Here is a 13,104-nt window from a genome sequence, read left to right as displayed (position 1 = left end):
CGGAAGCGCTGGGCACCGACAGGACCCGGACGGCCCGGATGTCTGAAGCCCGGTACCCATATGGAGGTACGTACGCCATGACGGACACCCGCTACCCGCCGCCGCCCTGGGAACTCGTCGGTGACCTGCGCGCCTCCGTGTGGGTCGTGCCTCGTGGCGCGCTGCCCGCCTGGCGGCTGCCCGAGCGGGCGCGGGCGGCCGGGTTCGGTGGCCGGTGCGTGGTGTGCACGCTGTGGGTGGACTACCAGGAGGGTGGCGTGCTGCGGTACCGGGAGTTCCTGGTCGGGCTGCTGGTGTGGTGGCGCGGGCGGCCCACCTGGACGATCGTGGTGGCCCGGGTCGACGATCCGGCCGCGCTGGCGGGTGGCAGGCAGTTGTGGAGCATCCCCAAGGAGCTCGCCGAGATCACCATCACCCCGATCCGGCCGCCGTCCGCCGGCTCCTCGTCCCGGACCTCCCGCGCGGGCCTGCGGGCCCAGCTCCGTACGGTGCCCGACGCCACCGACCGCGCGCACGACGCCCGGGACGCCCCGAGACCGCGCCCTGCCGACCGCGTGGACGCCCAGGTCGCGCACGGGGCCACCGCACACGACGCCCCCCTCGCCGACCCCGCGCACGACACCCCCCTCGCCACCCCGGCACCCGACGCCTCCCGCACCGGCCCCGCGTACGACGTCCCCCTCGCCATCGCCGCGCGATACGGGCGCGGACTGCCGCCGCTGCCCGGCCGGTGGCCGCTGCGGCTCCGGGTGACGCAGCCCGGGCACGGCGGTCCGCTCCGCGTGCCCGCGACCCTGCGCGGTCGGGTGCGGCTGTGCCGGGGCCGGGTACGGGCGGCGGGGAACGGTCCGCTCGGCTTCCTGCACGGGCGGCGCCCGCTCGTCAGCGTGGCGGTCGACGACTTCCGTTTCGTCGTGCGCGCCGCGGAGCCGGGTCGCCGGTAACGGACTGCTGATAACGGACAGACGGTGACGGACGGCCGGTAACGGACAGACGGTGACGGGCGGCCGGTGTCCGCCCCCGGGCTCGGCATCCGCACGGCGCTACGGCGGTGGCACGGAAAGGCGTCGAGCAAGGCGCGGGAAGGCGGCACGGAAAAGCGTCGGGCCAGGCGCGGCAAGGCCCGGGAAGGCCGCACCGGCGGTGGAACCGCCTGACGGCCGGGGCGGACCGGCCCGCCCGATCGTGCGCACCGGCAGCAGGCAGAATTGGACGGTACGGCGGCGGCCGAACAGTTCGGCAGCAGCCGAGAGAAAGCCGAAGGAAGAGGTGCGCGTGGCGGAGGACATCGTCGCGGGGGTGCTACGCCAGTGGCAGCAGGTCCATCCCGGGCTGGACACCGGCCCGATGGCGGTGATCGGGCGGCTCAACCGCTGCTCGGCCCTGCTCCAGCAGGCCGCCGACGCCCCTTTGCGGCGCGAGGGACTGACCCGGCCCGAGTTCGACATCCTCGGAACGCTGCGCCGGATGGACCGGGAGCTGACGCCCGGCCGGATCGCGCGGGAGACCTTCGCCTCGGGCGCGGCGGTCACCAAGCGGGTACGCCAATTGGAGGCCCGCGGGCTGGTCGCGCGACGGCCCGACGAGCGTGACCGCCGGGTCGCGCACCTGTCGCTCACCCCGGCGGGCCGCGAGGTCATCGACCGCCTGCTCCCCGAACAACTCCGTTACGAGGCCGCCCTCCTGGGCGGCATCGACACCGACCGGCAGCGGGAACTGTCCTCCGCCCTGGGCGAGTTGCTCGTCGTCCTGGAGGGCAGGCTCGGCAGCCTCCTGGACTGAACGGGGCGGGCGGCGTCAGCGCGCGTCCGCCGTCGGCCAGGGCACTGGCTCCGCCGTCGGCCAGGACACTGCGTCCGCCGTCGGCCAGGGTACGAGGGTCACCCCCCGAGCCGTGCGACGCGCCCTCGTTCCCCGGCCGCCCAGCAGCCCAGGTCCGGGGCGCAGTCGACGGTGTCGTACGAACCGTCGTCGAAGGTCCGCCAGGTGCGGCCCCCGTCGAGGGTGACGTCACTGCCGGTGGGGCCGACGGCGAGGGCGGCGCGGCGGGAGTGGGGCAGCCAGCTCACCCCGGAGCGGTAGTCCTGCGGGGGCACGGCGGCCCTCGTCCATGAGGACCCGCCGTCCGTGCTGCGGGCCGCGGCTTCGGGCGAGGCCTGACCCGCCCGATAGTCCCCGCCGACGGCGAGTCCGTGCGCGCGGTCGCGGAAGGCCAGGCCGAAGGTGCCGCGCGCCGGGTCGCCCGCCGGGATCGGCACCTCGGTGGCCGTCCAGGTGCGGCCCCGGTCCGCGGAGTGCAGGACCCGGGACGTGGCGGCGCCCCCGGTGGCGATCCAGGCGTCCCGGGTTCCGGACGTGACCAGGCACTGGCCGCTCGCGGCGAAAGCCGCTTCGCCCGGCTGTGCGGCCGGCATCCCGTTCGACGGCAGCACCCGCCAGTTCCGTCCGCCGTCGTCGGTGGCCAGGACGCGGTACTTGCCCTCGACCGGGTCGCTGAGTGCGAGACCGTGCCGGTGGTCGAAGAAGGCCATGCAGTCGTAGAAGGCGCGCGGATCGGCGTTCCGGAAGCTCTCCGTCCACGTGGCGCCGCCGTCCTCCGTCCGGAAGACCCGCGACGCCTCGCCCTCCCCGATGGCGAGGACGACGGCACGCCGGCCGTCGAACGCCTCGACGTCCCGGAACTCCAGCCCCTCCCCACCGGGCGGCGACACATCGCGCCAGGTCCGGCCGCCGTCGCGGGTCCGCAGGACGGTTCCCTGGGTGCCGGCCACCCAGGCGGTTGAGCGGCTGACGGCGGACAGGCCGCGGAAGCGGGTCTCGGTCCCGCTGTGCTTGAGCCGCCAGCCGCCCTTGGTCGCGGCGGTCGCGGCAGTCGCGGCGGTCGCGGCCCGCTCCGAGGAGGCCGCGGGGAAGCGGGACGCGGTCGCCGAACCGTCGTAACCGTCGTATGCCCAGGCCGTGCCTGCTGCCCCGGCCGTCCTGTTCGCACCTGCTGTCCCGATCGCCCCGACCGTTCCGGTCGTCCCGATCGCTCCGGTCGTCCCGGCCGCCGCCGGTGTACCCGCCGTCGCGACGATCATCGCGGCGCAGCTCACCGCCGTCAGCACCGTCCGCCGCGCCCTCCGGAGCCCCGTCCCCGTAACCGTCCCCGTAACCGTCCCCGTCCCCGTAACCGTCCCCGTCCCCGTAACCGTCCCCGTCCCCGTAACCGTCTCCGCCCCCGTACGCCCCTGGGACCCCATACGCCTCACGGAACTCGTTCCCCTCATGGCGCTGGAACGTAGCCCGCCCCCGTGGTCCCCGTCCAGAGCACGGATCTCCGCCACCCCCGGACCGGTCCTGCGGCCGAAGTCCCCCGCGCCCCCGACGCAGCCCGGGCTCGCCCGACCCCGCCCCGCGGCTCCCGCCTGGCGGCTCGGTGTGGGGCTTCCTAGAGTGCTAAGTGTTCCCGGGTCCGAGGAGGCCGTCATGGATCAGCAGGAGATCTTCTCCCGCATCACGACGATGGTCGAGGAGGAGAAGGCGCTGCGTGAGCGGATCGCCGGCAGCGACACCGACACCGACACTTCTTCGGATCGCGAGCGGCTGACCTCGCTGGAGCACGCGCTCGACCAGTGCTGGGACCTGCTGCGGCAGCGCCGGGCCAAGTCGGAGTTCGGGGGGAACCCGGACGAGGCCACCGTCCGCCCGGCCTCCCAGGTGGAGAACTACCGCTCTTAGCGAGGGAAACGAGGGTCCCCGCACGACACCTCACGGGCGGCCCAACGGCCTGCCCCCGCTCCCCCATGCGCCGGAATCAGACCCTCCCGGCCCGTCCCGACCCGTCGCGATGCGTCGGTTTCGGGCAGCCCGCGCTCCCGTCCCGGAGACATTGAACGCATTCCGCAAGCAGAAAGAGCACATATCCCCACATTCAAAAGTTCGTGACGCACGTCACGCCGCGATCAGGTGCACTGCCGTTATCGGCTGCCCGTCATAGGGGTCGTAGAGGCAAGGATCCGCACCAGATACCAAGGGAGTCGGCGATGCCGCACGCCATCGAGCAAGCCGTCCAGGCCCGCCTCATCGCGACCGCGCCCCGATCACGGGTGATCTTGGCCCGACTGCGTTACGAACGTGCCGATCCCTTCGCCGTCCGCGTCCTGTTCCCGGCCACCGCGTCGCTGGACGGGACGGAGGTGGAGTGGGCGTTCGGCCGCGAACTGCTGGCCGCCGGGGTGCTCGCGCCGGCCGGTACCGGTGACGTGCGCGTCTGGCCGTGCGGGCCGCGGCGGACGGTGCTGGAGTTCCACACCGAGGACGGGATGGCGATGGTGCAGTTCGCGACGCACGACCTGCGTCGTTTCCTGGCGCTCGCGTACGGGCTCGTCGCCCAGGGCAGGGAGAGCCACCACCTGGACGTGGACGCCGATCTGGCCGCCTTGCTGCGGGAGGCGTGAGCCCGGGACCGGGGAACGGGGAACGGGAACGGGTCCGAGCAAAGACCAGCACACAGCATCGGCGAGGCGCCGTCGGCACGGGCTCGGCCCCGCACGCCGCATCCAGGCCCCGAGCGCTCGTCCGCACCGGCGCCTTCCGCTCGCCTCCGCCGCTTGACTTCGAGTGCGCTCCAAGGGACACAGTGGCCCGGTACGCAGCCCACGGGAACGCCATTTCGAGGAGTAGCACCATGCGCACCACCACGCTCGGCAGCGGGGGCCCCGAGATCGGCGTCATCGGCCTCGGTTGCATGGGGATGACCCACGCCTACGACACCGCCGGCCGGGACGACGCCACCTCCATAGAGGTGATCCGGCAGGCGATCGACCTCGGGGTGACGCTGATCGACACGGCCGACGTCTACGGCCCCTACACCAACGAGGAGCTGGTGGGCCGGGCGCTGGCGGGCGGGCACCGGGAGCGGGTCGTGCTGGCGACGAAGGTGGGGCTGGAGTCCGGCGAGCCCCGCCCCGGCGACACGGTCCCCCTCGTCCGCAACGGGCGTCCCGAGCACATCCGCCGGTCCATAGACGAGAGCCTGCGCCGCCTGGGCACCGATCACGTCGACCTCTACCAGCTCCACCGGGTGGACCCGGACGTGCCCCTGGAGGAGAGCTGGGGCGCCCTGGCCGAGGTCGTCAAGGCGGGCAAGGCGCGGCACATCGGGCTGTCCGAGGTCACCGTCGAGGAGATCCGGCGGGCGCAGGCGGTGCATCCGGTGGCCTCGGTCCAGTCCGAGCTGTCGCTGTGGACGCGGGACGCGCTGGCCGACGTCCTGCCCTACTGCGAGGAGCAGGGCATCGCCTTCCTGCCCTTCTCGCCGCTGGGCCGGGGGTTCCTGGCCGGGCGGATCTCCTCCTTCGAGGAGCTGGCGGAGGACGACTTCCGCCGTCGGCTGCCCCGTTTCCAGCAGGACGCGCTGCGGGCCAACCTGGCGCTGGCGGCCACGGTCCGGGACATCGCGGAGCGGGACGGGGTGACGCCGGCGCAGGTGGCGCTGGCCTGGGTGCGGGCGCGGGGGCGGTACGTCGTTCCGATTCCCGGCACCAAGACGCCGAAGTACCTGGTGGACAACGCCGGCGCGGGCGAACTCACCCTCTCCGCCGCCACGCTGGCCGAACTCGACGCCCTGCCGCCGGCGGAGGGCGCACGGTACTGAGCCCTCCCGGCGCCCTGCCGCCCCGGGGCGCCGGAGGCCCGTCCGGGTCACCACTCGACCGCGCCCGGGTCACTACACGACCGAGCCCGGGTCACCACTCGACCGCGCCCGGCTGCTTACCCGCCCGCCCTCCGACGTCACCCGCGATCAGGCCCGCGCCCCGGCCCCGGTGCCGACCGGCCCCTCAGGCAGGCCCGCGCCGGACCGCTCACCCCCTCCCCTCCCCCAACGCCCGCCGCGCCGGCAGGACCGACGCCACCAGCCCGAGGGCCAGGCAGCCCAGCACCGCGCCGATCACGGCGGGCCAGGGAACGACCAGCCCGACCGGCACCCCGAGCGTCCCGCTCAGGCCCGCCCGGATGCCGAGGACGGAGGGCAGCGCGACCAGGGCGCCCAGCACGGAACCGACCTGCTGCGGGTGGAGATCCCGGTGGAGCCGCCGGCCGAGTTCTCCGGGGAGGCCGGGTGCGGGAGTTGAGCGGGGCGGGGAGCGGGGCCGAGCGGTCCCTGCGGGTCGTGGTCGCCGAGGACACCGTCCTGCTGCGCGAGGGCGTGGTGAGCCTGCTGGACCGCTTCGGCCACCGGGTCGTGGCAGCGGTGGGAGACGCCCCGGCGCTGGTCTCGGCGGTGGCGCGGCACGAGCCCGACCTCGCCGTCGTGGACGTCCGCATGCCGCCGTCCTTCACCGACGAGGGGCTGCGCGCCGCCCGCCGCCTCCAGCGCGCGCACCCCTCCCTCGCCGTGCTGATCCTCAGCCAGTACGTGGAGCAGACGTTCGCGGACGAACTGCTGGCGGACCGCCGGGGAGCGGGCACCGGCTACCTGCTCAAGGACCGGGTGGGGGACGTGGAGGAGTTCGTGGCCGCGCTGGAACGCGTCGCGGACGGCGGGACGGTCGTGGACCCGGAGGTGGTGCGGCAGTTGCTCGCCCGCCGCCGCGCCCCCCTGGCCCGGCTGACGCCCCGGGAGCGCGAGGTGCTGGCCCTGATGGCGGAGGGCAGGTCCAACGCGGCGATCGCCCGCGCCCTGGTGGTCACCGACGCCGCCGTCGCCAAACACATCGCGAACATCCTGCTCAAACTGGATCTGCCGCCGGCCCCGGACGACCATCGGCGGGTGCGGGCCGTGTTGGCTTATCTACGGGGATGAGGGGGCCGGGGGCTCGCGGGCTGACGGCTCCGGGCGCGGGGGCCGGCGAATCGACGGATCCGGTCCCCGGAATCTCTGCCCCCTGAACCTCTGTCCTCGAATTCCCTGTCCTCGAAACCTCTGCCCCCGTGACCCGACCCCGCCGCCGGTCCGGTCGCCAAGTGGCGATCAGGGCACCGGCCAGCAGGAGTTCGGCGATGTCCCCGCCGTAGTACATGATCTCGGCGCCGCCCCGCACCTGGCCGCCGGGTGCGTGCACCCCCACGCCCACCCCCGCGTAAAGGAGCTGGGAGAGCGTGGCGTGCGCGGCGACGGCGACGCCCAGCACGACGAGCCGGACGGGGACGGAGGGCCGGTTCGGAGCCGGGTCCAGCCCGGCGATCACCCAGGCGAACAGGCACCCCGACAACAAGAAGTTCAGGTGCAGCAGCCCATGCGCCACAGGGCGGCCCGCCGTGGCGTCGTACAGCGGAGTGAAGTACAGGGCCCCCAGCGAGCCGACGCTCAGCGCCAAGGCGACCACCGGCCGCGCGAGCACCCGCACCGGCCCACTGTGCACCAGCCGGGACAGCCGCCGGGCGGCCCCCGTCGGCAGGCCGCGCAGCAACAGCGTCACGGGCGCCCCGAGGACGAGCGCGAGCGGCGCGTACATACCGATCAGCAGGTGCTGGAGCATGTGCCCACGGAAGTCCCGGTGGGCGAACGACGCCAGCGGCGGCAGCAGGGCGACCGCGAGCAACCCCGCGCCGACCAGGAAGGCGACGGTCCGCCGGGCACGCCATGGCCGCGCCGGATTGCGACGACGGGCGCGGGACACGAAGCAGAGATATCCGACGATCAGCAGGAACGGCAGCAGCACCCCGGCCACCAGCGCGTCCATGGGAACACCGGCGTCCCCGTGGTGCACTCCGTGGCTTCCATGACCTCCATGGCCTCCATGGGCGACGGTGACGTATGAAGCCAAGGCCGGTCCGATCACACCCAGTCCGTCCACCTCTCACCCCGCCCGGTCGTCCGGACCGGCGTGCCGGGGCCCGTCGCCGAGTTCCACCGGCCGGCCGCGGTGCTGGAGGAGCCAGCCGACCACCAGGAACACCAGGCCCAGCAGCAGGAAGGCCAGGTCCCACCAGATCCGGTGGGGGCCGTCGCGGACGTGGTGGATGCCGAGGATGTGGTGGTCCAGCACCCCTTCGACGAGGTTGAACACCCCCCACCCGGCAAGGATCCAGCCCCACAGCACCGCCGACCCCCACACCCGCCGCCGCCCATGGGTGACCCGGGCATACAGCAGCGCCAGCCCGGCGAGGACGGACACCCAGCAGACGGCGTGGAAGACGCCGTCCCAGATGGTGTTCATGCGCAGCCCGGACAGGGTGTCGGCCGGATAGTCCTTCACGCCGATGTTGTCGTCGTAGGTGCTGGTCAGCATGTGGTGCCAGCGCAGGAGCTGGTGGAGCAGGATGCCGTCGACGAAGCCACCGAGCCCGACTCCGAGAAGGAGCCCCGGGGCCATGATGCTCCTGGGATGCGCCACCCCACGGGCGTACGCCCCATTCGTCCCGACCGCCATCGCGACCTCCTCCGGGCCACCGGCCGACCCCGGCCGGAGCGGCACCGGCCGGACGGTCCGGCCGGAGACGCACCCGCCACGGGGGTATCCGGCTGGGCGGGGAGCAAACCGGCGGGGCGAAGGAGAGCTGGCGGCGGGCACTCGGGTCACCTGGTGACCGACTCTGCCTTTCATTCGCTCGTTAATGAACCTCTGCGAGCGCAGAGCGAACAGTCGAGAATTCTAAGTACACGAAAAACTGAGCGGTAAACCTCCGAATTAGCAGAGAAATGAAAAGCGACGGAATCCCCTATCGCAAGCCACGGGGGAGCTACCATGTCTCGCGAACGAAGGCGCCAGCGGCATGCGCTTAGCGCACACCTCGCGCGCACTTGACAATTACAGCAGATTTGCCAAATCCGCCACCCGCAGGCGGCCCGCAAAAGCCCTTCTAGCGACCCCCTCGGAATTAGGAGCATATTCCATGGAACTAACGAGAGGAGGTTTACATGTTAAAGCGACTGTTGAATCGATTGCGCGCTTTACGGCAGAGGTTGATCACGTGGATAGAAACCCATAGCGTCACCCTCCACATCGCATCAACGCTCTTCCTGGCGAGCACCGATGTCTGGTTGACGTTCATGGTGATAGATAGCTGCCCCCGGCACTAGCACCTTGCCGGGGACAGCCGTACCCGGGCCCCAGATCGGAGACAGCCGATCCCGTGTTCCCGGGTGCCGAAGGACCCTGCCCCTCGCAGCTCGCTGCGAGGGGCAGGGCTTTCTCCCTGCGCCCGCACCCGCAGGATGACCTCTCGACAGGCGCGCGACCACCCGAGTTCCGCAGTCCTGCGCGGCGGCCACAGGCTTGCACAGCTTGGGCCCCCGCGAAAGGTCAGCAAGCCCTGATTGACAGACAGGCTTTTGATCGTTTTCTAAGTGCAGGAAAACCTAAGCTTTGGCCGCGACATGCCGGTCACGGTACTCCTGATCCAGATCTGCGCCAACCTCAGGCAGATTTAAGCCATCGCCGTCTCAAAATATTCGCACATCAATCCACACGAAACTGCCCGAATCATGATTCATCAACGCGGCATCCACTGATGTAAATCAAGTCTGTTCGAGCGCCGCGTCGACACCCAGCTAATCACTGCGACCGAGAAGGAGATCACCCGATGTGCGACCAGAGACAAACCGAATGAAATATGACAAAGAGCACCAATCGAAACAAAGGTGAACCGTCATGCGAAACGTGCTAAACCTTTCCTTCCCCACCGAATCCGCCAGCCTGACGGCACTCAGCCGGGCGCCATTTTCTCCGCCCCACCCCCGGGAACAAGTTCCCCAAATGCACATCCAGCAGCCGCACCGCCTCCTCCGGCCCGTACACGTCCAGAAGGAGATAGGTGGACAGCCCGTCGGCCAGGCTGATCAGCAGCATCGCTTCCGCGTCGGCGTCGCGGCCGGGCGGCACCTCGCCGCGTTCCATCGCCAGCCGGAGCTGGTCGGCGAAGAAGCCGCGCAGGTTGGGGATGCCCTCCTTGGCCTCGGTGCGCAGCCGTTCGTCGTGGACGGCGCGGGCGAAGTGGGCGATGCCCACCAGGATGCCGGTCCGGCTCTTGTCGTCCAGCGGCAGCATGCCCGTCAGGCAGGTGCGCAGGACCTCGTAAGGAGTGGGGGCCTCGGTCAGTGACTCGATGCGGCTGCGGATGCGCTGGGCGGCGAGGTCGTTGATCAGGCGGAGGGCGAACTCCAGCATCTCGTCCTTGGTGCGGAAGTAGTGCTGGAGCCGGCCGAGCGAGATGCCGGCCTCGGCGGCGACCTCGCGCAGGCTCACCCCGTCCAGGCCGCGGGTGCTCGCGATGCGCCACAGGGCCTGGGAGATCTCCCGGCGCCGGACTTCGTGGTCGACCTTCTTGGGCACGGACGCCCCTTTCTCTGTTGCGCCCCCACTTTACAAGTCGGCTGTATCGCGTCTTTTGCAAGTCAGTCGTATTGCTGTAGCGTGCTTTTCGCAATACATCCGACTTGAAAACCCGGTGACGCCCATGCCCACACACGCGGCCCCGCGCCTGCGACCACCCCGCCACCGCGTCGATCCCCGCGCCCGCCGATGGTGGACGGCGCAAGCCGTGACGGTGACCGGCGGACCGGTCCTCGTCGCCGTCGCCCTGCTCGTGCTCGCGGCCCTCTTCTTCCCCGGCACGCTGGTCTGGCTCGGCCCGCTCGTGCTGGTCGTCCTGCTGCTGCCCGCGCTGGCCTACGTCCTGGTCATGCCGGGGTGGCGGTACCGGGTGCACGCCTGGGAGCTGGGCGGCGGCGCGGTGTACGCGGCGAGCGGCTGGTTCTGGCAGCGGCGGCGGATCGCGCCGCTGTCCCGGGTGCAGACGGTGGACACCGTGCGCGGCCCGCTCCAGCAGCGGTTCGGGGTGGCGACGGTCGTCGTCACGACCGCCTCCACGGCGGGTGACGTCAAGATCGCGGGATTGTCCGACGCCGACGCCGAGGAACTGGCCCGGCTGATCGGCGAGGCCGCCCAGGCGGTACCGGGGGACGCCACATGAGCGCCACCGCCCCCGCGCCCTCCCGTCCGGCGACCGACACCCCGTGGCACCGGCCGAGCCCGCGCGCCCTCCTCGTCCCCTGCCAGTGGCTGCTGCCGCCGCTCGGGTCGCTCGCGCTGACCGCGCTGGCCACCGGCGGCCGGCTCCGCCCCGGCGCCTGGATCCCGCTCGCCTGCGTCGCCGCCGCCTTCGGCGTCCTGACGGCGGCCGGTGTCCTCCGGTGGTTCCGAACGGGCTACCGCGTCACCGCCGACACCTTCGAACTGCGGGGCGGCCTGTTCGCCCGGCGGCTGCGCACCGTCCCGCTGTCCCGCATACGCAGCGTGGACCTCACGGCCTCGCCGGCGCACCGGCTGCTGCGCCTCGCCGTCCTGCGGGCCGGCACCGCGGGGTCCGCGGACGGCACCGAACTGTCTCTCGACGCGCTGACCACCCCGGACGCCGAGCGCCTGCGCGCCCTGCTGCTCGCCCGCACCACCACCCGGGCCACCGCACCGGACCCCCTGCTCGCCCGCCTCGACTGGCGCTGGCTGCGCTACGCGCCGCTGACCTTCTGGGTGCTCGGCGGCGTGCTCACCGCCACCGGGACGGTCTACCGGGTGCTGGACGGCGTCGGGATCGAGCTCTGGAAGGTCGGCCTCCTCCGGGACGCCTTCACGGAGTTCGGCCACAGCTTCCTCTGGCTCACCGTCCCGGCGGCGCTGCTCGCCGTGCTGGCACTCGGCTCCGCCGGAGCGCTCGCCCTCTACGCCGAGAACTGGTGGAACTTCCGCCTGGAATGGACCGACCGCCGCACCCTGCGCGTCCGCCGCGGACTGCTGACCGCCCGCTCGATCACCATCGAGCGCGCCCGGCTGCGCGGCGTGACGCTGAGCGAACCGCTGCTGCTGCGCGCGGGCGGCGGGGCGCGGGTCCGGGCCGTGGCCGGCGGCCTCGGCGACCAGGAGGAGAACCGCGCGCGCAGCGCGGTCCTGCCCCCGGCCCCGCGCACCCAGGCGCTCCGGGTGGCCTCCGGCGTCCTGCGGTCGCCGTTCCCCACCGGGCCGCTGCGGTCCCACCCGAAGGCGGCCCTGCGCCGCCGCCGCACGCGCGGCCTGCTCCTCGTCGTCCTCCCCGGCACCCTCGCACTCGCCGTCCTCGGCGCTCTCCTGACGCCGGTGCTGCTGCCGTGCGCCGCGGCCTACGCCCTGGTCTCCGGCCTCGCGGTGCTGTGGCTGGCCCGGGACGCGTACCGGGCGCTGGGGCACGGCATCGCCGGCCCGCACCTGGTGGTCCGCTCCGGCACGTTCCACCGCGACACGCATGCGCTGGAGCGCGCGGCCATCGGAGGCTGGACGTTCTCCAGTTCGCCGTTCAGCCGCCGGGCGGGCCTGTGCACCCTGACGGCGGCGGTCGCGGCGGGCGAGGAGGGGTACCACGTCCGGGACCTGCCGGACGCGTACGCGCCGTCGTTCGCCGCGCAGGTGACGCCTGGGCTTTTGGACGAGTTCCTGGAGTGGCCTGGGGGGTTTGCGGGGCGTTGGTGATGGTGGCGCACGGGGTGCCGGTGCGGGGACGCCGCGGGGGTGGCCGGGAGCCTGGGGCGGCGGAGGGGGCGGGGCTTCCCTGAGGCCGTCGGATCGAGGGCGTGCAACCGACGAGTTCCCGCAGCATCCCGGGGGCCCACGGATCGTCGATGACGGCGGCGGGGGGCGTCAGTGCGTCGTCGCTGCGGGAGTGGCCGCGGGCCGGGGCGACGGACGCGGCTGGGCTTCCCTGGGGCCGTACGGAGCAGGCGCCTGGCCATGCTCTCCGCACAGCGCCGAGGCCACGGTGAAGATCCCGAGCCCGGCGGCGAACACCCGTTTGCGGCCGACGAGATCGCCGATCTGCACGGCGAGCAGCAGCGGTCCAGCGAACGCGAGGGTGCAGGCGTTGACGATCCAGGCCGGCCCGGCGGACGAGAACCCGAGGTCCGCGCGGATCGCGGGCGGCGCCACCGTGACGATGCCGCCGTCGGGGATCACCATCAGCATGCCGCCGTCGAGGATCACCATCAGCGTGCCGCCGCCGAGGGTCACCATCAGCGTGCCGCCGCACAGGACGGCGAGCGCGGTCCACCGCGAGACGGGTGCGGCCGGGGTCGCGGTGACCTAGGTCGCGGGTGGTGCCGTGGGGTCGGCGGACATGGGCTGACCTCCAAAGGTGCACGCCTTGTAACGGCAC

13 protein-coding genes and 1 pseudogene are annotated in these 13,104 nt (G+C 72.6%); 8 read left to right on the top strand and 6 right to left on the bottom strand.

The features are described 5' to 3' along the window. The first annotated feature begins 77 nt into the window (after nucleotides 1-77). Together ABZX96_RS29730 and ABZX96_RS29725 are read left to right on the top strand one after the other, a co-directional pair. Nucleotides 78-944 carry an acetoacetate decarboxylase family protein gene (locus ABZX96_RS29730; protein WP_355550340.1) on the top strand — a complete coding sequence of 289 codons (867 nt, stop codon included), beginning with the start codon at nucleotides 78-80 and terminating at the stop codon, nucleotides 942-944. A gap of 331 nt (nucleotides 945-1,275) precedes the next feature. Then, the gene (locus ABZX96_RS29725; protein ID WP_355550339.1) at nucleotides 1,276-1,782 is read left to right on the top strand and encodes a MarR family transcriptional regulator; all 507 of its coding nucleotides are present in this window, start codon (nucleotides 1,276-1,278) and stop codon (nucleotides 1,780-1,782) included. A gap of 98 nt (nucleotides 1,783-1,880) precedes the next feature. Here the strand turns inward: ABZX96_RS29725 and ABZX96_RS29720 are convergent, their stop codons facing one another. Then, a complete protein-coding gene (locus ABZX96_RS29720) occupies nucleotides 1,881-3,095 on the bottom strand; it encodes an oxidoreductase (protein WP_355550337.1) in 1,215 nt (404 codons plus the stop codon). A 373-nt stretch (nucleotides 3,096-3,468) separates the two neighbouring features. Between ABZX96_RS29720 and ABZX96_RS29715 the strand changes: the two genes are divergently transcribed. From ABZX96_RS29715 to ABZX96_RS29705, 3 genes are all read left to right on the top strand, one after another. Then, a complete protein-coding gene (locus tag ABZX96_RS29715; RefSeq protein WP_355550335.1) occupies nucleotides 3,469-3,720 on the top strand; it encodes a DUF2630 family protein in 252 nt (83 codons plus the stop codon). 305 nt (nucleotides 3,721-4,025) lie between these two features. Further along, nucleotides 4,026-4,439 carry an SsgA family sporulation/cell division regulator gene (locus ABZX96_RS29710; RefSeq protein WP_355550334.1) on the top strand — a complete coding sequence of 138 codons (414 nt, stop codon included), beginning with the start codon at nucleotides 4,026-4,028 and terminating at the stop codon, nucleotides 4,437-4,439. A 230-nt stretch (nucleotides 4,440-4,669) separates the two neighbouring features. Next, nucleotides 4,670-5,638: an aldo/keto reductase gene (locus ABZX96_RS29705; RefSeq protein ID WP_355550332.1), complete on the top strand. Its 969-nt coding sequence runs from the start codon at nucleotides 4,670-4,672 to the stop codon at nucleotides 5,636-5,638. A gap of 208 nt (nucleotides 5,639-5,846) precedes the next feature. Here the strand turns inward: ABZX96_RS29705 and ABZX96_RS29700 are convergent, their stop codons facing one another. Next, nucleotides 5,847-6,038, bottom strand: coding sequence for a hypothetical protein (locus tag ABZX96_RS29700; RefSeq protein ID WP_355550330.1), 192 nt, complete (start codon nucleotides 6,036-6,038; stop codon nucleotides 5,847-5,849). Nucleotides 6,039-6,154: 116 nt separating this feature from the next. Between ABZX96_RS29700 and ABZX96_RS29695 the strand changes: the two genes are divergently transcribed. Continuing rightward, a complete protein-coding gene (locus ABZX96_RS29695; protein WP_355550375.1) occupies nucleotides 6,155-6,787 on the top strand; it encodes a response regulator transcription factor in 633 nt (210 codons plus the stop codon). Here ABZX96_RS29695 and ABZX96_RS29690 read toward each other — a convergent pair. The 3 genes from ABZX96_RS29690 to ABZX96_RS29680 all read right to left on the bottom strand — a co-directional run bounded on the left by ABZX96_RS29690 (nucleotide 6,714) and on the right by ABZX96_RS29680 (nucleotide 10,259). Continuing rightward, on the bottom strand, nucleotides 6,714-7,694 hold the full coding sequence (locus tag ABZX96_RS29690) for a cytochrome c oxidase assembly protein (protein ID WP_355550328.1): 981 nt from the start codon (nucleotides 7,692-7,694) through the stop codon (nucleotides 6,714-6,716). The two genes, ABZX96_RS29695 and ABZX96_RS29690, sit on opposite strands and share 74 nt — an antisense overlap. 90 nt (nucleotides 7,695-7,784) lie before the next feature. Next, the gene (locus ABZX96_RS29685; RefSeq protein WP_355550326.1) at nucleotides 7,785-8,300 is read right to left on the bottom strand and encodes a DUF2243 domain-containing protein; all 516 of its coding nucleotides are present in this window, start codon (nucleotides 8,298-8,300) and stop codon (nucleotides 7,785-7,787) included. Between the two features lie 1,290 nt (nucleotides 8,301-9,590). Continuing rightward, nucleotides 9,591-10,259: a TetR/AcrR family transcriptional regulator gene (locus tag ABZX96_RS29680; RefSeq protein WP_355550324.1), complete on the bottom strand. Its 669-nt coding sequence runs from the start codon at nucleotides 10,257-10,259 to the stop codon at nucleotides 9,591-9,593. A 124-nt stretch (nucleotides 10,260-10,383) separates the two neighbouring features. Between ABZX96_RS29680 and ABZX96_RS29675 the strand changes: the two genes are divergently transcribed. Both ABZX96_RS29675 and ABZX96_RS29670 read left to right on the top strand, forming a co-directional pair. After that, nucleotides 10,384-10,899 carry a PH domain-containing protein gene (locus ABZX96_RS29675; RefSeq protein ID WP_355550322.1) on the top strand — a complete coding sequence of 172 codons (516 nt, stop codon included), beginning with the start codon at nucleotides 10,384-10,386 and terminating at the stop codon, nucleotides 10,897-10,899. Then, on the top strand, nucleotides 10,896-12,425 hold the full coding sequence (locus ABZX96_RS29670) for a PH domain-containing protein (protein WP_355550320.1): 1,530 nt from the start codon (nucleotides 10,896-10,898) through the stop codon (nucleotides 12,423-12,425). The genes ABZX96_RS29675 and ABZX96_RS29670 overlap by 4 nt, the downstream gene beginning before the upstream one ends. Nucleotides 12,426-12,689: 264 nt before the next feature. On the opposite strand, the pseudogene ABZX96_RS29665 reads toward ABZX96_RS29670, so the two are convergent. Beyond that, nucleotides 12,690-12,980: pseudogene (locus ABZX96_RS29665) on the bottom strand (hypothetical protein); the annotation flags it as partial. Nucleotides 12,981-13,104: the final 124 nt, after the last annotated feature.

Origin of the sequence: Streptomyces sp. NPDC003077, from assembly GCF_040611095.1 — a bacterium.
In the GTDB taxonomy this organism is placed as follows: domain Bacteria; phylum Actinomycetota; class Actinomycetes; order Streptomycetales; family Streptomycetaceae; genus Streptomyces.
Note: the sequence above shows the minus strand (reverse complement) of the source record. Positions and strands in the feature narration are given on the sequence as shown.